An 18,960-nucleotide genomic window follows, 5' to 3' on the forward strand; every position below is an offset into this window, starting at 1 on the left:
CTCCCCCATGGTTGATAACAACGCCACCATCGGCTTCACGTTCGCGCTCTACCTGATCGTGATGCTCGCCATCGGCGTTCTGGACTCCATGCGTGCCAACAACCTGTCGGAGCTACGTCCGGCCTAATAATCTGGAGAAGTTTTTATGGCTATTGGTGTTTGGATCAGTCTTTTTGCTTACTTTGCGCTCATGATCGCCATCGGCTTTTATGCCATGCGCAAATCTACGTCTACGTCTGAAGATTACATGCTGGGTGGCCGAGCCCTCAGCCCGCAAGTGGCGGCCCTGTCGGCCGGTGCTTCGGACATGAGCGGCTGGTTGCTGCTGGGTTTGCCTGGGGCACTGTTTGCATCTGGCTTGGGTCAGGCCTGGATCGGTATCGGTCTGCTCGTGGGTGCGTTCTTCAACTGGACTCTGGTCGCACCACGCCTTCGCGAACAGACGGTACACTATGGTAATGCGATAACCATTCCAGAATTCCTGGCAAACCGGTTCCCGACTCGGGCCATGTCACTGAGAACGGTATCCGCTATCGTCATAGTCGTCTTTTTCGCGGTTTACACGGCGTCAGGCCTGGTGGCAGGCGGCAAGTTGTTCGAAAGCGCGTTTTCCGGAGTTATCAACATTGGTGGCCTGAGCGACTACGCTGCGGGCATCGTCATCACACTCGGCGTGGTACTTGCCTATACGGTTGTCGGCGGCTTCCTGGCCGTGAGCATGACGGACTTCGTGCAAGGCTGCATCATGATGCTGGCCCTGGTGATCATGCCGGCGGTTGTGCTCTTTGGCGAAGGTGGTGGCGGTTTCGCCCAGGCATCACAGACCCTGAATGAAGTCGATCCCACGCTACTATCGTGGACGGAGGGACTGACCTTTATCGGCTGGCTGTCTGCGGTGACCTGGGGGCTGGGTTATTTCGGGCAGCCGCACATCATCGTGCGCTTCATGGCTATCCGGACGCTGAAGGATGTCCCTGTGGCCCGTAACATCGGTATGAGCTGGATGCTCATCTCCCTGATCGGTGCGATCTCTCTGGGTGTGTTCGGCCGGGCCTATGCGATCCGCAATGGTATGGATGTCCAGGATCCGGAAACGATCTTTATCATCCTGGCGGATCTGCTGTTCCATCCGCTGATCACCGGCTTCCTCTATGCTGCCCTGCTTGCTGCGATCATGAGCACCATTTCCAGCCAGCTTCTGGTGTCGTCTTCATCACTGACGGAGGACTTCTATCGCCTGTTCCTGCGTAAAGAGGCTACGGAGAAGGAGACCGTCGGCGTAGGCCGGATCAGTGTCGTCCTGGTGGGTTTGGTTGCAGCCGTCATCGCGTCTGATCCGGATTCTCAGGTCCTGGGGCTGGTCAGTAACGCCTGGGCAGGCTTTGGTGCGGCATTCGGCCCGCTAATCATCCTGTCGCTGATGTGGTCGCGCACGAACGGTGCTGGCGCAATCGCGGGCATGGTTGTGGGTGCCGTCACCGTGATGATCTGGATTTCACTGGGCTGGAACGGAGAGTTCATGGGGGGTCCCGGTGTGTACGAGATCATTCCTGGCTTCATCGCTTCCTTCATTGCCATCCTGGTGGTGAGCAGTGTTACCGCAGATGCCGGTGAATATCAGCAAATCCATCGCTGAATGAGCGCACAAACCGGTTAGAACGAGGCCGCCCACCGGGCGGCCTCATGCGTTATCGGGCCCCTCAGGCGGTCAGGGATCGCACCGCCAGCAGCAGGGCGAAGCTCCCCAGCGCCGCCAGGTTCCAGGGCGGCGAGACGGCGCGCCGCAGCCAGCGCCGGCGCGACGGCGGTTCCAGCGGCCCGATGAACCCCGCCCCCAGCGCCCAGGCCCCCAGCAGGACCGCCGGCAGTCGCAGTGGCCACGCCAGCCCCTGGATCAACGACGGCTGCAGCAGCAGCCAGACGGCCAGCGCCGCCGCCAGCAGTAGCGCCCCCAGGGTCCAGCCGTTCCCTTGCGGTGATATCGCGATGCGCATGCTCGCCCCTCCCGGCTCGCCAAGCCCTCCCCTCCTAGTCAAGACGATTCCGGCCGAACTGGCGAGTCGTACCTGCTGCAGTGCGATAATATTTGTACAAACTTTGCAACACCCCGTTATCCTGTCGCCGCCGCCCTGAGCGAGGACATCGGTGATACAGCCGCTATATCAGGAGCACCACGGCCATAACAATTTTTTACAAGACTTTTAGAAACACTGTTTCTTATAATGGGAGCGTCCAATGCCCGCCGGACTGACCGGTGAGATGTTTCTGGCTCGAGAAAATGGAGGAATCCCCTCATGAGCAAGACCAAATTGATCTCTGCCGTCGCCATCGCCGCCGGCTGCGCCTTCGCCAGCCAGGCTGCCCTGGCCTACAGCGCCGGCGATATCTTCGTCCGCGGCGGCATCGGCAAGTCCGACACCCGCTCCGACAACGGCAATATCGGTCCTGCCGAGCTCGACATCAGCAGCGGTGAGCGCGGCTTCACCTATGGTGCCGGCTACCTGTTCCACGACAACATCGGCATCGAGCTCAACGGCTCCGAGAAGGTGGAACACGACCTGAGTGCTGGCGGTGCCGATGCCGGCTCCGTCGACCGCATGCCGGTCAACCTGCTGGTCAACTACTACCCGCTGGGCGGCCTCGACTCCCGCGTCCAGCCCTACGTCGGCGCCGGCCTCAACTACACCCGCTTCTCCGGCGAGCCGGAGGGCATCGATGCCCGCCGCAGCTACGGCGCGGTGGGCCAGGTCGGTATCGACCTCGCCGTCACCGAGAACTTCATGCTCAACGGCTTCGCCAACTACGCCGACGTCGACTCCCGTCTGTCGGTGGACGGCGAGCGTGTCGGCACCGCCAAGGTGGACCCGATGACCATCGGCGGCGGCGTGACCTTCCGCTTCTGATCGCGGCCCCCCCGCTGCACCATCTCGACGCCGGGCCCCGTGCCCGGCGTCGTTGCATATGCCGGCGACATTTCCACTGCTCGCCAGGAACGTCGCGCTTCCGCGTGGCGGAGCGACCTCAGCGGGGCGTATGGCGCGACAGCCCCAACTGCCCCAGAGCGTGGTCGTCGAGGTCGGCCACGGCCTCCACCGCCGCCAGGCGTCGATGGTAATCGGGGGTCAGGAAGGGCTCGCCCGCCAGCAGGTGCGCGAGGTATTCACGAGCCGGCTTGAGGGACCTCGCGGTAGTGCCCGGAGCGGCGATATAGACCCAGGCCTCGATGGCCCCCTCACGGGTGACCACTGGCAGGCGATGACGATCGTACTCGCGGGGATAGCCCTCGAAGGGATCCATCAGCCGGATCTGCTCGGGGCGCTCGAGCTCGAACAGTGCCCCCTCGACCCGCTCACCCGGCACGGGTGCCACGTTGGCATGGGCGATGCCGGCGATCCGGGAGGCCTTGTCGAAACGCAGCGCGTGATCGTGCAGGACCCCGGCGAGGACACGACGGGTGGTGCCGATACGCGCCACGACCCGCGCCGGGTTCATGTTGCTGCCGTAGGCGAAGTAGTAGGGCATGGTGGGTCGGCTCCGGGCGGCTAATTATCGGTGACGAGACGGTCGATCTCCTCGACCACCTTGCGCATCAGCAGCCGCTCGCTGGTCCGGGCCCCCTGCTGCACCAGGTAGGCATCCACCGCCGGCGCCACCTCGCATTTCGCCGGCAGCGGCGCCGACTCCTCCACCAGAGCCTCCAGGCGAACGATGAACACGAAGCGCAGCCACTGGGGCAGCGCCATGGTGTCGACGCAGAAGGGCTGCTCGCTCTCGAAGGCCTCGGGGGTCGGGCACTCCATGTTCCACAGGTTGGAGGCCTTCATGGTGGCCTCGAGTTCGCGCAGCGCCTGATCGAGTTCCTCGTGAACGGTCATGGGTATGCCTCCAGTCTGTCGTTTCCCTCATTATCCCGCGTCGATCCGGTGAGAGCCAACCGGGTTCAGAGCGTCCCGGCGAGCGGTTGACCGGCCAGGACCTTGCGCAGGAAATCCCGGGCAACGGCCAATGGCCCCTGGTGATGCCTGACATTGCCCACAGGGGCAGGAGGTTCATGCACAGAATCCCTGAACGTCCCTGTGGATAATCGTTGGAAAGGTGTGTCACGCCCCGGTAATCCGGGCCTTCGCCATCGCTGGTCAGGAATTGACCAAGGGCCCTCGATTCCCGTCTCGCTGCGGGCTGACAGGAAGCAGGCGCCGATGTAGAGTGCACGGTCCGAGAGGAGGGAGCATGCAACCGATTCACAGCCTTCACGATTTCTTCGTCCGCAGCGGCGCCGAGGTGCACCTCTACCACCTGGGGCGGCGCGTCGAGCCCTGTCCGCTGGCGACGCTGGCCGCCTTCGAGGCCGGTGAGCTCGCCTGGCCGGCCCCCTGGCGGGGCGAGGCACGCCTCGGGCTGGTGTTTCGCCTGGGCGACGTCCGTGACCCGCTGATCTGGTTCCTGGCCCTGCCCCTCGACGAACAGGGCAGACTGGTGCCGGCACCACGGGACGCCTTCGTCCAGCGCCTGCTCGAGACCCTGGGCCGCAGCGTCTCGGCCGTGGGCCGCGAGGAGGGTGCCGCGGTGGACAACCTGATGCAGGACAATCCGCTTGCCTTCACTCCCGCCCTGCCCTTCCAGGCCGTACTGCACGCCCGGGCCAGCCTTGACCTGGGCCTGCCGGCCAGCCAGCACCTGGCGCCGGTGGAGGCCTTCCTGAGTGGCCAGCAGCGGGTCGACTGGCAGTTCCTGGGGCTGCAGGGCCTGGCCGACTTCGTCGTGCGCATGGACGACGAGGCGAGCCGCGCCCTCGCCCTCCGCCTCCCCGAGCTACCCGACGAAGTGCTCACCTCGCTGTGCTACTGTCTCGAACATGTGACCCTCGACGACGCTCTCGCCGAGGCACTTCGCCACCGAGGTGAGGCCGCCGCAGGTGCTGGCGACATCGAAGGCTTCTGTGCCTGCGCACGCGCCATGGGCGGCGCCTCGACGGAGATTGCCGGCCCCTGGTTCGATGCCCTGCTCGACGATCCCGGCGCCTGCGGCCCCGATCTGCTGGCGGCGATCGCCGGTCGCGGCTGGATGCACCTGGAAGACGGCGAGCGGCTGCCGCGCTTCCTCACGCGCCTGGCGGAGCAGCCGGAGATCGACTTCACCGCCCTGGTGCGCGACCTGGCGCTGGTGCCGCGGCTGCGCCTGCCGGTGCTGATGACGCTGCGCGAGGCCGACGCACAGAGCGCCATCGGTCGCCGACTGGCCGGCCTGACACGCTGAGCGCAGAGACCTGGGAGCGAGACGATGAAAGAACTACCCTACACGCCCAAGGCGGTGATCGGTCGTCGCGAGATGGTCACCCTGCCGGAATTGCACCTGACCCTGTGTGCCAAGGCCGACACCGGTGCCCGCACCTCGTCGCTGCATGCCGAGGACATCGAATCCTTCGAAGAGGACGGCCACCTCTGGGTCAGTTTCACCACCCGTGGCGGCGGCCCCGGGACTCCGGCCCACGTGCATCGCCTGCACCTCCACGACCGACGCCGGGTGACCAGCTCCAACGGCCAGGCCGAATGGCGCTACGTGATCCGAACCCCGATGCGCCTGGGCGAGCTCGAGTTCGCGGTGGAACTCAGCCTCGCCGACCGCCGCAACATGCGCCACCCCATGCTGCTGGGACGCCGCGCCTTGCGCCGCCTGCTGGTGGCTCCCGGTGCCGCCTTCCTGCACGGCGAACCCTGATTCCCACCCGGCAATCGACCCGGAGTCCTGCATGCATATCGCGCTGCTGTCACGCAATCGCAACCTCTACTCCACCCGCCGACTGGTGGAAGCGGCCGAGCAACGGGGCCATACCGCCCGCGTGGTAGACACCCTGCGCTGCTACATGAACATCGCCTCGCACCGCCCCTCGATCCACTACAAGGGCCAGGAGATCGAGCCGTTCGATGCGGTGATCCCGCGCATCGGCTCCTCGGTGACCTTCTACGGCTGCGCGGTGCTGCGTCAGTTCGAGATGATGGGCACCTATGTGCTCAACGACTCGGTGTCCATCACCCGCTCCCGCGACAAGCTGCGTTCGCTGCAGTTGCTCTCGCGCAAGGGGCTGGGCCTGCCGATCACCGGCTTCGCCCATTCGCCGGACGACATCCCCGACCTGATCACCATGGTCAAGGGAGCTCCACTGGTGATCAAGCTGCTCGAGGGCACCCAGGGCATCGGCGTGGTGCTGGCCGAGACCAACCAGGCGGCCGAGAGCGTGGTCCAGGCCTTCATGGGCATGAAGGCCAACATCATGGTCCAGGAGTACATCAAGGAAGCCAAGGGGGCCGATATCCGCTGCTTAGTGATCGGCGACAAGGTAGTGGCGTCGATGAAGCGCCAGGCGGCCGATGGCGAGTTCCGTTCCAACCTGCATCGCGGCGGCACCGCGAGCGCGATCCGCATCACCCCGGAAGAGCGCTCCACGGCGATCCGTGCCGCCAAGGCCATGGGGCTGCGGGTAGCGGGCGTCGACCTGCTGCGTTCCAACCACGGGCCGGTGATCATGGAGGTGAACTCCTCGCCGGGCCTGCAGGGCATCGAGAGCACCACCGGCAAGGACATCGCCGGCCTGATCATCGAGCACATCGAGAAGAATGCGAGCCTGCCACGCAAGGTGCCCCCTAAACCCAAGGGTTAATTGCGAGAAAAGCGCCGGAACTTGTAAAAAGGGGAAATTATTCACTCCCGGGGGTAGCAAAACAGTGTTTCCCCCGCCACAATCGCTGTCACCGGAGGAGGTGACCGCTCATGTTTCTCGACAATCGCCAAGTGGCGATGGACAGCGTCCTCGAGGCGCTGGCCGACAGCATCGACTACTTTCAGGACAATCTGGAACGCCTGCGCCCGTCCCTGCGCGATGCCCTCAAGCCCCACTACGAGGCCAGGACGAAGTCGATGCGCGAGTTGCAGGAGCTGGCCCGCAGGCACCTCTCCCTGCTGCCCCGGGATGCCGATGTCGAGCGTGACGACTACATGTGGCTGTGGAGTCGGCTGAAGAGCTTCGTCGGCAACGACAGTCAGGTGCTGATCGGCGAGCTGCTCGAACAGGAGCGGGTGCTGATGCAGGCGCTCTCCACCCTCTTCACCCACCCCCTGCCCGAGCCCATCGAGCCGGTGATCGAGGAGTGCTGGAAGGGCTGCCGGGCATTGATCCGCGAGCTCTACGCCCTGCAGAAGCAGCGTCAGCGCCGCTGACTGTCCTCGTTGGCGGGCCCCTCCCTCTCGTCCAGCACCCACGCCTCCCAGGTACGGGGAGCGATCTCCAGCGGCTCCAGCGGGCCGAGAAAATAGGGCTCGCGCCCCCAGACGTACAGGTCTCCCAGGGTCGCCACCCGCGCGATCCACTCCCGTGCCTGCAGACGCCACACGCCACCCACCGGACGTGACGGCACCGCGCACCCGGTCACCTCCAGCCCCAGGGTGTCGGCGATGTACAGCGCCCGCGGCAGGTGCCACGACTGAGTGATCAGCAAGGCGCTCTCCACGCCGAACACGTCACGCGCCCGGGCCAGGGTGTCGAAGGTACTGAAGCCCGCATAGTCGAGGGTCATGTTCTCGTCGCGGACATGGCGACCGCGCAGGTCGCGCCACATGGTCACGGGCTCGTTGTAGAAGCGGGTGCGGTTGTCGCCGGAGAGCAGCAGGTGGTCGACCCGGCCGAGGCGGACCAGCCGCGCCGAGGCGCTCATGCGGGCATCGAAGTGCGGGTTACGCACCCCGCTACGGGTCCAGTGGGAGGTGCCGAAGACGATGCCGACCCGCTCGGCCCCACACAGCGGCAACTCGTGCACGATGCGCGCCTGGGTCTTGCCGAGCACCCAGAGGTTGCCCCCCACGAACAGCAGGCTCGCCAGTAGCAGCAGCGCTCCCAGCGACATCAGCAACACCTTGACGAACTTCCACAGCAGCGCGTGCATCCATCCCCCCGACGGGAAGAAGCCGAGAGGCGTCAGAACATCCCCAACTCGAGTTTCGCCTCGTCGCTCATCATCTCACGGCTCCAGGGGGGATCGAAGACGATCTCTGTGTGGACCTTGCTGATCTGCGGGGCACCAAGAATCTTGTTGCGGGCGTCGGCGGCGATGACATCGCCCATGCCGCAGCCCGGTGCGGTCAGGGTCATGCGAATGGTGACGAGGCGCTCGCCGCTGATCAGCCGCTCGATGCGACAGCCATAGACCAGCCCCAGGTCGACGATGTTGACCGGGATCTCCGGGTCGAAGCAGGTGCGCAGCTGATCCCAGACGAACTGCTCGATCTCGTCTTCGCTGGCCTCCTCGGACAGGGTCGGCCGGGGGAGGGCCTCGAGCCCCAGGGCATCCAGGTTGGCTCCCTCGATCAGGTAGAGCCGCCCCTCGAAACCGACACTGACCGAGCTGCCCTTGGCCTGCATCACGCTGACGAGACTGTCCTCGGCCAGTGTCACGGTCTTGCCGAAGGGGATGGAGATCGCCTCCACGTCGCGCTGCAGCGGCAGCGTCTGGCCCTTCTCGAGGGTAGCAATCTGCTCGATATTGCTCATGGGGCTCCTCAGCGGACCATGCCGATGACGCGTTCGAGCGCCTCGGCGAAGACATCGACCTCTTCCAGGGTGTTGTAGGCGGCGAACGAGGCCCGGCAGGTGGCGTCGACGCCGAAGTGCGTCAGCAACGGCTGGGCACAGTGGTGGCCGGTACGGATCGCCACGCCGAGCTGGTCGATCAATAGGCCGATGTCCTGGGAATGGGCCCCGTCGACCACGAACGACAGCACCCCGGCCTTGCCCGGCGCGGTGCCGAGGATGCGCAGGCCGTCGATGCGCAAGACGCGCTCGGTGGCGTGGGTCAGCAGCCGCTGCTCCCAGGCACCGATGGCGTCGAGCCCCACGGCGTCGACCCACTTCAGTGCCACCCCCAGGGCGATCACCTCGGCGATGGCCGGGGTGCCCGCCTCGAACTTGTGGGGAATGGCGGCGAAGGTGGTGGGCATCTCGAAGGAGACGCTCCGGATCATCTCGCCGCCCCCCTGCCAGGGCGGCATCGCCTCGAGCAGCTCGGCCTTGCCGTAGAGCACGCCCGCCCCGGTGGGCCCGTAGACCTTGTGGCCCGAGAAGGCATAGAAGTCGGCATCGATGTCGCGCACGTCGATCGTCTGGTGGGGCGCCGCCTGGGCGCCGTCGACCAGGATCCGCGCGCCATGTGCATGGGCGATCTCGGCCATCTCGCGCACCGGGTTGACGGTGCCGAAGGCGTTGGAGACGTGGTTCACCGCCACCAGCCGGGTGCGCTCGGTGAACAGCCCGCGGTAGGCGTCGAGATCGAGCACCCCGCGTGCGTCCACCGGGATCACCTTGACCACGATGCCGAGCTGGCTGGCCAGCAGCTGCCACGGCACGATATTGGAGTGGTGCTCGAGCAGCGACACCAGCACCTCGTCGCCCGGCGCCAGGTTGGCACGTCCCCAGGCATTGGCCACCAGGTTGATCGCCTCGGTGGTGCCGCGGGTGAAGACGATCTCGCGGCTCTCGGCGGCGTTGAGAAAAGCCCGCACCGTCTCGCGGGTGCCCTCGAAGGCGGCGGTGGCCTCGTCGGCCAGGGTGTGCAGCCCGCGGTGGATATTGGCGTTGTAGCGACCGTAGTAGTCGTCGAACACCTCGATCACCTGCCGCGGGGTCTGGCTGGTGGCGGCATTGTCGAGATAGACCAGCGGCCTGCCGTGAACCTGGCGCGCCAGGATCGGGAAGTCCGCGCGTACCGCGGCCACGTCGAGGGCCGGTGCATCGAGTGCGGTGCTGGTGGCCAGGTCAGTCATGACGGATTCCTCCCCTCATTCTTCGCCGAGTGCCACGGCGGCTTCCACCAGGCCGGCCAGGTTGAAGCGCTCCGGCAACCTGCCGGCCACGGCCAGCTCGACCCGTTCGGACACGGCATCGAGATCCACCTGCTCCATCACCTCGCCGGCGAAGGCCAGGGTCAGCAGGCCGCGGGCGGTCTGCTCGTCGATGCCGCGGGTGCGCAGGGCGTAGATCGCCTCCTCGTCGAGCTGGCCGGTGGTCGCGCCGTGGGAGCACTTGACGTCGTCGGCGTAGATCTCGAGTTCGGGCTTGGTGTCGATCTCGGCGCGGTCGGAGAGCAGCAGGTTGGCGTTGTTCTGGTACGCCTCGATCTTCTGGCTGTCGCGCTTGACGATCACCTTGCCGTTGAACACGCCATGGGCACGATCGTCGAGGATGCCCTTGTAGTTCTCGTTGGAGAAGGTGTGCGGCGCGTTGTGGTTGACCAGGGTGTGGTTGTCCACATGCTGTCGCCCCTGGCCGTAGAACAGGCCGTTGTAGTGGGCCTCCGCCCCCTCGCCGTTGAGGTCTGTCACCAGATCGGTGCGCACCAGGCCGCCGCCCAGGTTGAGATTGAACGAGGTGTAGCGGCTGTCGCGGCCCTGCTCCACGTGGATGCTGGCGACGTGCAGGTCGATCAGCGGCGCCTCCTGCAGCTTGTAGTGGGTCAGGATGGCACCGCGATCCAGCAGGATCTCCTCCACCAGGTTGGTGAAGTTGCCGGTCGCCTTCTCGTCGCCCATCTCGTCCTCGCCGACGTGGTGTTCGATCACTGTCGCCTGGCTGCGCCCGCCGGCCTCGATCAGCACCCGGGGATGGCACATCACCGGCGCCGCATTGGCGCGGGAGAGGAACTGCAGGATGATCGGCTTCTCGACCACCGTGCCCGGCGCCAGGCGCAGCACGGCACCCTCCTCCATGAAGGCGGTGTTGAGTGCCGCGAAGGGGGAGAACTCCACGCCGGTCAGGCGCCCCAACGGGCCGCCCACCGCCTCATGGTTCTCCTCCAGGGCCCGGGACAGCGGCAGCAGCTGCACGCCGGCCGGCAGCTCATCGAGCTGCGACAGCGCCGCCGAGAAGACGCCGTCGACGAAGGTCAGGCGGTGCGCCTCGATGGGCAGCGTCAGCGCCGCCGCCGAGGCCGGCGAGAACTCGCCGTCGGTGGCCAGGGCGAAGTCGCCCCGGGCGATGGCGCGCACGTCGGTATACTTCCACGCCTCGACGCGGCGATGGGGAAAGCCCATGGCCTCGAAGCGCGCAGCCCCGGCCTGGCGCCGGGCGGCGATCCAGGTCGGCTCCTGCCCACGGGTGGCCGAGCGTTCGGCCAGGCGGTCGAGGAAGCGCTGAACATCGCTTTGCACATCATTCATGCGGCAGACTCCTCCGCGACCCAGTCATACCCCCGAGCCTCGAGTTCGTGGGCCAGCGCGGCGTCGCCGCTCTTGACGATACGGCCGTCGACCAGCACGTGGACCCGGTCCGGCACCACGAAATCGAGCAGGCGCTGGTAGTGGGTCACCAGCAGGATGCCGCGATCCTCGGCACGCAGGGAGTTGATCCCCTCGGCGACCACGCGCATGGCGTCGATGTCGAGACCGGAGTCGATCTCGTCGAGCATGGCGAGCTTCGGCTGCAGCACCAGCATCTGCAGGATCTCGTTGCGCTTCTTCTCGCCGCCGGAGAAGCCCTCGTTGACGGCGCGCTGCAGGAAGCTGGCGTCCATCTTCATGAAGCCCAGCTTTTCCTTGACCAGCTTCATGAACTCCGGGGCCGGGATCTCGCTCTCACCGCGCGCCTCGCGCTGGGCGTTGAGCGCCGCCTTGAGCAGGTAGATGTTCTTGACCCCGGGGATCTCCACCGGGTACTGGAAGCCCAGCAGCAGCCCGGCCTGGGCGCGCTCCTCGATCTCCATCTCCAGCACGTCCCGGCCCTCGAAGGTGATCGAGCCGGCGGTCACCTCGTAGCCGTCCTTGCCGGCGATCACCGCGGACAGGGTCGACTTGCCGGCCCCGTTGGGGCCCATGATGGCGTGGACTTCCCCGGCGTTGACGGTCAGGTTGAGGCCCTTGAGGATTTCGGAACCCTCGACCGTGACGTGCAGATCCTTGACTTCGAGCATCTTGAATACCTTTGATTCGGTTCGCGCCGCCCCCGGCGGCGTCGGAAAGTTCATCGATTCGACGGCCGGCGATCAGCCGACGGCGCCTTCCAGGGTGACGTTCAGGAGCGCCTCGGCTTCCACCGCGAACTCCATCGGCAGCTCCTGAAAGACGTCCTTGCAGAAGCCGTTGACGATCATGCTGACCGCATCCTCCTCGGAGATGCCGCGGCTCTGGCAGTAGAACAGCTGGTCCTCGCCGATCTTCGAGGTGGTCGCCTCGTGCTCGACGGTAGCGGTGCTGTTGCCGATCTCCTGGTAGGGGAAGGTGTGCGCACCGCACTGGTCGCCGATCAGCAACGAGTCGCACTGGGTGAAGTTGCGCGCGTTCTTCGCCCGTGGCCCCACCTTGACCAGGCCGCGATAGGACTGGTTGGCACGCCCGGCCGAGATGCCCTTGGAGACGATGTAGGAACGGGTCCCCTCGCCGATATGGATCATCTTGGTGCCGGTATCGGCCTGCTGGCGACCGTTGGTCACCGCCACGGAGTAGAACTCGCCGATGCTGTCGCGGCCGCGCAGCACGCAGGAGGGGTACTTCCAGGTGATGGCGGAGCCGGTCTCGACCTGGGTCCAGCTGATCCGCGAACGATCGCCGCGGCAATCGCCACGCTTGGTGACGAAGTTGTAGATGCCGCCCTTGCCGTCCTCATCACCGGGGTACCAGTTCTGCACCGTGGAGTACTTGATGTAGGCATCCTCCAGGGCCACCAGCTCGACCACCGCGGCGTGGAGCTGGTTCTCGTCGCGCATCGGCGCGGTGCAGCCCTCCAGGTACGACACCTGGGCGCGGCTCTCGCAGATGATCAGGGTGCGCTCGAACTGGCCGGTGTTGGCGGCGTTGATGCGGAAGTAGGTCGAGAGCTCCATCGGGCAGGTCACGCCCTCGGGCACGAACACGAAGGAGCCGTCGGTGAACACCGCCGAGTTGAGCGCCGCGAAGTAGTTGTCGCCCTGGGGCACCACCGTGCCCAGGTACTGCTTGACCAGCTCCGGGTACTCGCGGATCGCCTCGGAGATCGAGCAGAAGATCACCCCCGCCTCGTGCAGCTTCTCCTTGAAGGTGGTGGCCACCGAGACGGAGTCGAACACCGCGTCCACCGCCACGCCGGCGAGTGCCGCGCGCTCATGCAGCGGAATGCCCAGCTTCTCGTAGGTCTCGAGCAGCTTGGGGTCGACCTCGTCGAGGCTCTGGGGACGGTCTTCCGGGCGCTTCGGCGCGCTGTAGTAGGAGATCGCCTGGTAGTCGATGGCCGGATAGTCGAGGTGCGCCCAGGAGGGCGGCGTCATCTTCAGCCACTGATGGTAGGCCTTGAGGCGCCACTCGAGCATCCACTCCGGCTCGCCCTTCTTGTTCGAGATGAAGGCGATGGTGCTCTCGTCGAGACCGGGCGGTACCGTGTCGCTCTCGATGTCGGTCACGAACCCTTCCTTGTAGTCGCGACGGACGAGCTGTTCCATTTCCTGACTTGCCATGATGCTTCCCCTCCCGGGCGGTTGGGTCGGCGAGCCGTGCTCGCCTCGGGTAATGAATCCGGTTCGGTGGGCTCAGGCCGTGTCGGCGGCCAGGCTCACGCTCTGTATGGGTAGCTGCACCGGCAGCTTGATCGGCGTGGTATCGGCCAGATGGGCCAGGGTCACGCTGTCGAGCAGGGTGCGCACCCCCAGCGAGACACGCTGCCAGTTGTCGGCCACGCCGCAGGTGGCAACCAGCTCGCAGTCGCCCTCGGCGTGGCTGCACTCGGTCATCGCCACCGGCCCCTCGATGGCGGTGATGATGTCGATGGCGGTGATCCGTGAGGCCGGCCGCGCCAGGGAGTAGCCTCCCTGGGCGCCGCGGTGCGACTCGAGCAACCCCGCCTTGACCAGCATCTTCAGGGTCTTCGAGACCGTGGGGTGCGGCAGCTGCACCGCCTCGGCGAGCTCCGCCGCCGCATGCGGCTGCTCGGGGTGGCGCGCGATCTGCGCCATCACCACCGCGGCATAGTCGGTCAGCCGTGAAAGCTTGAGCATGCCTGACTCCTCAGGGGTGCGGGCCCGAGACGGCCCCGCGATCGATTGGGGACCATTTTAGTCCTGTATGATTTCGATGTGAACCCCTTCTGCCACTTCCCATGCACAAACGGCAGGATGCCGGCACGATCAGCGCCGTTCTCATCAAAAACAGCAATCATTCTCATTCGCTGCCACGATCGCTGCTCCCCTCCGCCATGGATCAGGACCATCAATTCTACTCATTGCACATCGTCATCCATTGCCAAAACAAATAGATACAGGGCTCTGCTAAGCTTGTGTCATCCGAGCGGGGCAGGTCGTCGCCCCCGCCACCTTCCGCTGCCCCACCGTGGACACGTTGCCGCCGCGGCCGATGGTGTGATGGCTAGACTCCATGACAAAGGGCCTCGCCATGACCCCGTGCATCTCGCGGAACCCGGCTTCCGCGGGCCAAGCCGAGAGGAGACCCGATTTGGAACTGATTCAGTACGCACTGGACAACCTCGACCTGCTGGCCATGCGCACCGTCGAGCATATCGCGCTGGTGGGCGTGGCGGTGGGCATCGCCACCCTCACGGGAGTGCCCATCGGCATCGCCATCACCCGTAACGAACGCCTGGCCCGGGCGGTGCTCTACCTGGCCTCGATCATCGTCACCATCCCGTCGATCGCGCTGTTCGGCATCATGATTCCGGTCCTGTCACTGATCGGCCACGGTATCGGCTATGTGCCGGCGGTGATCGCGGTGCTGCTCTATTCGCAGCTGCCGATCATCCGCAACACCTACACCGCCATCAACAACGTCAACCCGGCCCTGCGCGAGGCGGCCCGCGGCATCGGCATGAGCCCCAACCAGCGACTGCGCCTGGTGGAGATCCCGCTGGCCGTGCCGGTGATCATGGCCGGGGTACGCACCGCCGTGGTGCTCAACATCGGGGTGATGGCGATCGCCGCCTATATCGGTGCCGGGGGGCTCGGCACCTTCATCAGCCGCGGCATCTCCCAGTCCGATCCGCGCCAACTGATCGTCGGCGCCGTGACCGTGAGCCTGCTGGCGATCATCGTCGACTACGGCCTGCTGGCCGTGCAGAAGACCCTGACACCCAAGGGCATGGAGCGCGACGCCACCGCGACCTGACCCAGAGCCCGGACGACCGAGACCATGAGAAGGAAACCTGGATGATACGACTCGATAACCTGACCAAGGTCTTCGACACGCCCAAGGGTGCCGTGGTCGCCGCCGACCACATCAGCATGGAAGTGCCCGCCGGCGAGATCTGCATCCTGCTCGGCCCCTCCGGCTGCGGCAAGACCACCACGCTGAAGATGATCAACCGCATCTTTCGCCCCACCTCGGGCAAGGTATTCATCGACGGCGAGGACACCACCGCCATGGATACCCAGACACTGCGCCGCAACATCGGCTACGTGATCCAGCAGATCGGCCTGTTCCCCAACATGACCATCGAGGAGAACATCACGATCGTGCCCCGGCTGCTGGGCTGGGACAAGGCGAAGTACCGGGAGCGGGCCCGGGAGCTGATGGCGATGATCGCACTGGAGCCGGATGCCTTCCTCAAGCGCTACCCCAGCGAGCTCTCCGGGGGCCAGCAGCAGCGCATCGGCGTGGCCCGAGCGCTCGCAGCCGACCCGCCGGTGATGTTGATGGACGAGCCCTTCGGTGCCATCGATCCGATCAACCGGGCAGTGATCCAGGACGAGTTCCTCAAGATGCAGCAGGAACTCAACAAGACCATCATGTTCGTCAGCCATGACATCGACGAGGCGATCAAGATGGGCGATCGCGTGGCCGTGTTCCGCGAAGGCAAGCTGGTGCAGTGTTCCACCCCCGACGACCTGCTTGCCGCGCCGAAGAATGCCTTCGTCGAGTCGTTCCTCGGCGAGGACCGGGCGCTGAAGCGCCTCAACCTGGTCAAGGTACGCGAGATCGTCACCGACGACATCGGCACGGTGACACCGGCCGACACCCTGGAGACGGCCCTCGCGAGGATCGACGACTTCGGTTACCAGACCTCGATCCTGATGGTGAACGACCGTGGCCAGCCCGCCGGCATCGTCAACCGCTCGGTGGCCCGCACCACCAAGGGCTACTGTCGCGACCACTTCCAGGGTGTCCCCGCGGTGATCGGCCTGGACGATGACCTGCGCAAGGCCGCCTCGCTGATGTTCGCCTACGACACCACCTGGCTGCCCTGCGTCGACGACGACGGCCGGGTCTGCGGCCAGATCACCCAGCGAGCCATGACCCGCCATCTGGGCGCACGCTTCCGCCCCCATAGGGGCGAAAGCCGAACCCCCGGCGCCGCCCTCGAGGAGTGAGCCAATGCCCGTTCAGACCATGAAAGGGGCCCTGCGCGCACTGCTGCTGGTGGCGATCTTCTTCGCCGGGGTCTGGAGCCACGCGAGCGGGGTCATCGACGACTTCCTGTTCTACGTCCCCGACGTGCAATACCTGGCGGGAGAGCACCTCTGGCTCACCGCGGTCTCCGGCAGCCTGGCGATACTGACCGCCATCCCCCTGGGCATCGTGCTGTCGCGGCCGAGCATGGCGCGCTGGGCGGAGTCGCTGATGCAGGTGCTCAACGTCGGGACCACCATCCCGACCCTGGCGGTGCTGGCGCTCTCCATGAGCTTTCTCGGCATCGGCACGGTGCCGGCGGTGTTCGGCCTGTTCGTCGCCACCCTGCTGCCCATCGCCCGCAACACCTACGCCGGGCTCAAGGGGGTCTCGCCGGCGCTGATGGAGGCCGCCGCCGGCATCGGCATGTCGCCCACCCAGCGCCTGCTCAAGGTCGAACTGCCCAATGCGCTCTACGTGATCTTCGCCGGCATGCGCACCGCGCTGACCATCAACGTCGGCACCGTGCCGTTGGCCTTCCTGATCGGCGCCGGCGGCCTGGGCGAGCTGATCTTCACCGGCATCGACCTCTATGACCCGGTGATGATGCTGGCCGGAGCCATTCCCACGGCGCTGCTGGCGATCGTCGTCGATGCCCTGATCGCCTTCATCGCCTTCATCGTGGTGCCGCGCGGGGTCAACCCGTCGCGGGCCTGAGCCACTCACGTCCCGCATCGCAACACGACCAACCACGATAGCCACGACGCAACAAGAGGAACGACCCATGAAACGCCTGATGATCACCCTCTCCGGCCTGGCCCTGGCCGGCGCCATGACCACCGCCCACGCCGCCGACGTCGTGGTGGGCGGCAAGAACTTCACCGAGCAGCAGATCCTCTCCGCCATGACCAGCCAGTACCTGGAGGGGCTCGGCTATGACGTGGATAGCCGCGCCGGTATGGGCTCGGCGGTGCTGCGCCAGGCCCAGGAGAATGGCCAGATCGACCTCTACTGGGAGTACACCGGGACTTCGTTGATCACCTACAACGGTGTCAGCGAGCGCCTCGCCCCCGACGAGACCTACCAGCGCGTCAAGGAGCTCGACGCCGAGAAGGGCCTGGTGTGGCTGGCCCCCTCCGCGGCCAACAATACCTATGCCCTGGCCATGCGCGCCGACGACGCCGAGGAGCGCGGTATCCTGTCGCTCTCCGAGCTCGCCCAGGCCATCAATGACGGCGTCGAGCTCAGCATCGGCCTGAACGCCGAGTTCTACGCGCGAGACGACGGCTGGCGCCCGCTGCAGGAGGCCTATGAGTTCCAGGTCGGCCGCCGTGATGTCAGCCGCATGGATACCGGCCTGGTGTATCAGGCACTGCGCGACGGCCAGGTCGACGTCGGCCTGGTGTTCGCCACCGACGGCCGCATCCCGGCCTTCGACTTCCACGTGCTGGAAGACGACCGAGAGTTCTTCCCGGCCTACGCCCTGACCCCGGTGGTGCGTCAGGATACCCTCGAGCAGTTCCCCGAGCTGGAAGAGCAGATGAATGCCCTCTCCGAGCTGCTCGACGACGATACCATGGCCACCCTCAACGCCCGGGTCGACGTCGACCGCGAGACCATCGAGCGGGTCGCCGAGAACTTCCTGCAGGAGCATGGCCTGCTTTGAGGCAGTTGCCGCCGCTGGCATACTGGAACCCTCAACGGAAGGCCGCCCATTCGGCGGCCTTCTGCCGTAACGGGAGGCGCGAATGCACTATCAGGACCGGCTGCGCGTTGGCGCTGCCCAGCTCAACGCCCGCCTCGGCGAGGTGGATGACAACCTCGAGCGCCATCTCGAGTTCATGGCCCAGGCCCACGATCAGGGCGTCGAGCTGCTGGTGTTCCCCGAGCTCTCGCTCACGGGGTACGGCCTCGGCCGGCGGGTGATGCAGGTCGCCATGCCGCTGGAGGATCCGCGACTCCGGCGACTGGCGCTGGCCGGCGGCGAGATGCAGACGGTGCTCGGCTTCGTCGAGGAGTCGAGCCCCGGGGAATACTACAACGCGCTGGCCATCCTGCAGGATGGCGAGATCGTCGCGGTGCACCGCAAGCTCAACCTGCCCACCTATGGCGGGCTCGAGGAGGGCAAGTGGTTCACCCACGGCGGCCGGCTGACCCATACTCCGGTACGCCCCGGCTGGTTGGCCACCCAGCTGATCTGCGCCGATCTGTGGAACCCGGCGCTGGTGCACGCCGCCCTGCTGCCCCGTCCCACGGTGCTTTGTGCCCCGATCAACTCGGCCTCGGGCATCGTCAGCGACGACTTCTCCAACGAGCAGAACTGGGCCCTGAACGTACGCTTCTACGCCATGACCTACGGCACTCCGGTGATCATGGCCAACCGTTTCGGCCCCGAGGGCGAGAGTCACTTCTGGGGCGGCTCGCGTATCCTCGGCCCGCGTGGCGAGCCCCTCGCCGCGGCCGACGACAGCGAGACGCTGATCACCGCCGATCTCAGCCGCATCGCCATCGCCCGTGCCCGCTTCGAACTCCCCACCCACCGCGATGCGGACACGCCGCTGATCCGCGAGTTGATGGCCGGCTACCGCTAATGGGTTACCCTGAAGTCAGTACGGC

The 18,960-nt window shown here is 66.0% G+C and carries 21 protein-coding genes; 11 read left to right on the plus strand and 10 right to left on the minus strand.

Going from position 1 to position 18,960, the window contains the following annotated elements; genetic code table 11:
* Nucleotides 1-145: 145 nt before the first annotated feature.
* The gene (putP, locus tag AC5W54_RS15210) at nucleotides 146-1,636 is read left to right on the plus strand and encodes a sodium/proline symporter PutP (protein WP_495962931.1); all 1,491 of its coding nucleotides are present in this window, start codon (nucleotides 146-148) and stop codon (nucleotides 1,634-1,636) included.
* A gap of 64 nt (nucleotides 1,637-1,700) precedes the next feature.
* On the opposite strand, the gene AC5W54_RS15215 is transcribed toward putP, so the two are convergent.
* Nucleotides 1,701-1,994 (minus strand): hypothetical protein, encoded by a 294-nt coding sequence (locus tag AC5W54_RS15215; RefSeq protein WP_495962932.1) that lies wholly within the window; start codon nucleotides 1,992-1,994, stop codon nucleotides 1,701-1,703.
* Nucleotides 1,995-2,294: 300 nt separating this feature from the next.
* On the opposite strand from AC5W54_RS15215, the gene AC5W54_RS15220 reads away from it, so the two are divergent.
* Entirely contained in the window at nucleotides 2,295-2,903 is a 609-nt protein-coding gene (locus tag AC5W54_RS15220) for an OmpW/AlkL family protein (protein ID WP_495962933.1), read from the plus strand.
* Between the two features lie 118 nt (nucleotides 2,904-3,021).
* Here the strand turns inward: AC5W54_RS15220 and AC5W54_RS15225 are convergent, their stop codons facing one another.
* Together AC5W54_RS15225 and AC5W54_RS15230 are read right to left on the minus strand one after the other, a co-directional pair.
* Nucleotides 3,022-3,522, minus strand: a complete 501-nt coding sequence (locus AC5W54_RS15225) for a gamma-glutamylcyclotransferase family protein (protein WP_495962934.1) — start codon at nucleotides 3,520-3,522, stop codon at nucleotides 3,022-3,024.
* Nucleotides 3,523-3,542: 20 nt separating this feature from the next.
* Nucleotides 3,543-3,875, minus strand: a complete 333-nt coding sequence (locus AC5W54_RS15230) for a YqcC family protein (RefSeq protein WP_495962935.1) — start codon at nucleotides 3,873-3,875, stop codon at nucleotides 3,543-3,545.
* A gap of 355 nt (nucleotides 3,876-4,230) precedes the next feature.
* On the opposite strand from AC5W54_RS15230, the gene AC5W54_RS15235 reads away from it, so the two are divergent.
* The 4 genes from AC5W54_RS15235 (at nucleotide 4,231) to AC5W54_RS15250 (ending at nucleotide 7,215) form a co-directional block, all read left to right on the plus strand.
* Nucleotides 4,231-5,256, plus strand: a complete 1,026-nt coding sequence (locus AC5W54_RS15235) for a DUF3549 family protein (RefSeq protein ID WP_495962936.1) — start codon at nucleotides 4,231-4,233, stop codon at nucleotides 5,254-5,256.
* A 24-nt stretch (nucleotides 5,257-5,280) separates the two neighbouring features.
* On the plus strand, nucleotides 5,281-5,718 hold the full coding sequence (locus tag AC5W54_RS15240; RefSeq protein WP_495962937.1) for an ATP-dependent zinc protease family protein: 438 nt from the start codon (nucleotides 5,281-5,283) through the stop codon (nucleotides 5,716-5,718).
* 31 nt (nucleotides 5,719-5,749) lie between these two features.
* Nucleotides 5,750-6,658, plus strand: a complete 909-nt coding sequence (rimK, locus tag AC5W54_RS15245) for a 30S ribosomal protein S6--L-glutamate ligase (RefSeq protein WP_495962938.1) — start codon at nucleotides 5,750-5,752, stop codon at nucleotides 6,656-6,658.
* Nucleotides 6,659-6,768: 110 nt separating this feature from the next.
* Nucleotides 6,769-7,215 (plus strand): hypothetical protein, encoded by a 447-nt coding sequence (locus AC5W54_RS15250; protein WP_495962939.1) that lies wholly within the window; start codon nucleotides 6,769-6,771, stop codon nucleotides 7,213-7,215.
* Here AC5W54_RS15250 and AC5W54_RS15255 read toward each other — a convergent pair.
* From AC5W54_RS15255 to AC5W54_RS15285, 7 genes are all read right to left on the minus strand, one after another.
* Complete coding sequence (locus tag AC5W54_RS15255) at nucleotides 7,203-7,937, minus strand: SanA/YdcF family protein (RefSeq protein WP_495962940.1); 735 nt, start codon at nucleotides 7,935-7,937, stop codon at nucleotides 7,203-7,205. The two genes, AC5W54_RS15250 and AC5W54_RS15255, sit on opposite strands and share 13 nt — an antisense overlap.
* A gap of 32 nt (nucleotides 7,938-7,969) precedes the next feature.
* Nucleotides 7,970-8,542 carry a putative Fe-S cluster assembly protein SufT gene (gene sufT / locus AC5W54_RS15260; protein ID WP_495962941.1) on the minus strand — a complete coding sequence of 191 codons (573 nt, stop codon included), beginning with the start codon at nucleotides 8,540-8,542 and terminating at the stop codon, nucleotides 7,970-7,972.
* Between the two features lie 8 nt (nucleotides 8,543-8,550).
* Entirely contained in the window at nucleotides 8,551-9,810 is a 1,260-nt protein-coding gene (locus AC5W54_RS15265) for a SufS family cysteine desulfurase (RefSeq protein WP_495962942.1), read from the minus strand.
* Between the two features lie 15 nt (nucleotides 9,811-9,825).
* Entirely contained in the window at nucleotides 9,826-11,202 is a 1,377-nt protein-coding gene (gene sufD / locus AC5W54_RS15270; RefSeq protein WP_495962943.1) for a Fe-S cluster assembly protein SufD, read from the minus strand.
* Complete coding sequence (gene sufC, locus AC5W54_RS15275) at nucleotides 11,199-11,951, minus strand: Fe-S cluster assembly ATPase SufC (protein ID WP_495962944.1); 753 nt, start codon at nucleotides 11,949-11,951, stop codon at nucleotides 11,199-11,201. The genes sufD and sufC overlap by 4 nt, the downstream gene beginning before the upstream one ends.
* Before the next feature lie 72 nt (nucleotides 11,952-12,023).
* On the minus strand, nucleotides 12,024-13,466 hold the full coding sequence (gene sufB / locus AC5W54_RS15280; protein ID WP_495962945.1) for a Fe-S cluster assembly protein SufB: 1,443 nt from the start codon (nucleotides 13,464-13,466) through the stop codon (nucleotides 12,024-12,026).
* Between the two features lie 72 nt (nucleotides 13,467-13,538).
* Nucleotides 13,539-14,003: an SUF system Fe-S cluster assembly regulator gene (locus tag AC5W54_RS15285; RefSeq protein ID WP_495962946.1), complete on the minus strand. Its 465-nt coding sequence runs from the start codon at nucleotides 14,001-14,003 to the stop codon at nucleotides 13,539-13,541.
* 454 nt (nucleotides 14,004-14,457) lie between these two features.
* Here AC5W54_RS15285 and AC5W54_RS15290 point away from each other — a divergent pair, with 454 nt between their 5' ends.
* From AC5W54_RS15290 to AC5W54_RS15310, 5 genes are all read left to right on the plus strand, one after another.
* Nucleotides 14,458-15,123: an ABC transporter permease gene (locus AC5W54_RS15290; RefSeq protein ID WP_495962947.1), complete on the plus strand. Its 666-nt coding sequence runs from the start codon at nucleotides 14,458-14,460 to the stop codon at nucleotides 15,121-15,123.
* Nucleotides 15,124-15,164: 41 nt separating this feature from the next.
* On the plus strand, nucleotides 15,165-16,325 hold the full coding sequence (locus AC5W54_RS15295; RefSeq protein WP_495962948.1) for an ABC transporter ATP-binding protein: 1,161 nt from the start codon (nucleotides 15,165-15,167) through the stop codon (nucleotides 16,323-16,325).
* A 4-nt stretch (nucleotides 16,326-16,329) separates the two neighbouring features.
* Nucleotides 16,330-17,061, plus strand: a complete 732-nt coding sequence (locus tag AC5W54_RS15300) for an ABC transporter permease (protein ID WP_495962949.1) — start codon at nucleotides 16,330-16,332, stop codon at nucleotides 17,059-17,061.
* 67 nt (nucleotides 17,062-17,128) lie between these two features.
* A complete protein-coding gene (locus AC5W54_RS15305) occupies nucleotides 17,129-18,010 on the plus strand; it encodes a glycine betaine ABC transporter substrate-binding protein (RefSeq protein ID WP_495962950.1) in 882 nt (293 codons plus the stop codon).
* 82 nt (nucleotides 18,011-18,092) lie between these two features.
* Entirely contained in the window at nucleotides 18,093-18,935 is an 843-nt protein-coding gene (locus AC5W54_RS15310) for a nitrilase-related carbon-nitrogen hydrolase (protein WP_495962951.1), read from the plus strand.
* Nucleotides 18,936-18,960 lie beyond the last annotated feature (25 nt).

This window comes from Halomonas sp. LMYGS-3, from assembly GCF_059509875.1.

Coding starts and splice junctions, on each gene's coding strand:
- putP (WP_495962931.1), top strand. CDS start 146: ATGGCTATTGGTGTTTGGATCAGTCTTTTTGCTTACTTTGCGCTCATG.
- AC5W54_RS15215 (WP_495962932.1), bottom strand. CDS start 1,994: ATGCGCATCGCGATATCACCGCAAGGGAACGGCTGGACCCTGGGGGCG.
- AC5W54_RS15220 (WP_495962933.1), top strand. CDS start 2,295: ATGAGCAAGACCAAATTGATCTCTGCCGTCGCCATCGCCGCCGGCTGC.
- AC5W54_RS15225 (WP_495962934.1), bottom strand. CDS start 3,522: ATGCCCTACTACTTCGCCTACGGCAGCAACATGAACCCGGCGCGGGTC.
- AC5W54_RS15230 (WP_495962935.1), bottom strand. CDS start 3,875: ATGACCGTTCACGAGGAACTCGATCAGGCGCTGCGCGAACTCGAGGCC.
- AC5W54_RS15235 (WP_495962936.1), top strand. CDS start 4,231: ATGCAACCGATTCACAGCCTTCACGATTTCTTCGTCCGCAGCGGCGCC.
- AC5W54_RS15240 (WP_495962937.1), top strand. CDS start 5,281: ATGAAAGAACTACCCTACACGCCCAAGGCGGTGATCGGTCGTCGCGAG.
- rimK (WP_495962938.1), top strand. CDS start 5,750: ATGCATATCGCGCTGCTGTCACGCAATCGCAACCTCTACTCCACCCGC.
- AC5W54_RS15250 (WP_495962939.1), top strand. CDS start 6,769: ATGTTTCTCGACAATCGCCAAGTGGCGATGGACAGCGTCCTCGAGGCG.
- AC5W54_RS15255 (WP_495962940.1), bottom strand. CDS start 7,937: ATGCACGCGCTGCTGTGGAAGTTCGTCAAGGTGTTGCTGATGTCGCTG.
- sufT (WP_495962941.1), bottom strand. CDS start 8,542: ATGAGCAATATCGAGCAGATTGCTACCCTCGAGAAGGGCCAGACGCTG.
- AC5W54_RS15265 (WP_495962942.1), bottom strand. CDS start 9,810: ATGACTGACCTGGCCACCAGCACCGCACTCGATGCACCGGCCCTCGAC.
- sufD (WP_495962943.1), bottom strand. CDS start 11,202: ATGAATGATGTGCAAAGCGATGTTCAGCGCTTCCTCGACCGCCTGGCC.
- sufC (WP_495962944.1), bottom strand. CDS start 11,951: ATGCTCGAAGTCAAGGATCTGCACGTCACGGTCGAGGGTTCCGAAATC.
- sufB (WP_495962945.1), bottom strand. CDS start 13,466: ATGGCAAGTCAGGAAATGGAACAGCTCGTCCGTCGCGACTACAAGGAA.
- AC5W54_RS15285 (WP_495962946.1), bottom strand. CDS start 14,003: ATGCTCAAGCTTTCACGGCTGACCGACTATGCCGCGGTGGTGATGGCG.
- AC5W54_RS15295 (WP_495962948.1), top strand. CDS start 15,165: ATGATACGACTCGATAACCTGACCAAGGTCTTCGACACGCCCAAGGGT.
- AC5W54_RS15300 (WP_495962949.1), top strand. CDS start 16,330: ATGCCCGTTCAGACCATGAAAGGGGCCCTGCGCGCACTGCTGCTGGTG.
- AC5W54_RS15305 (WP_495962950.1), top strand. CDS start 17,129: ATGAAACGCCTGATGATCACCCTCTCCGGCCTGGCCCTGGCCGGCGCC.
- AC5W54_RS15310 (WP_495962951.1), top strand. CDS start 18,093: ATGCACTATCAGGACCGGCTGCGCGTTGGCGCTGCCCAGCTCAACGCC.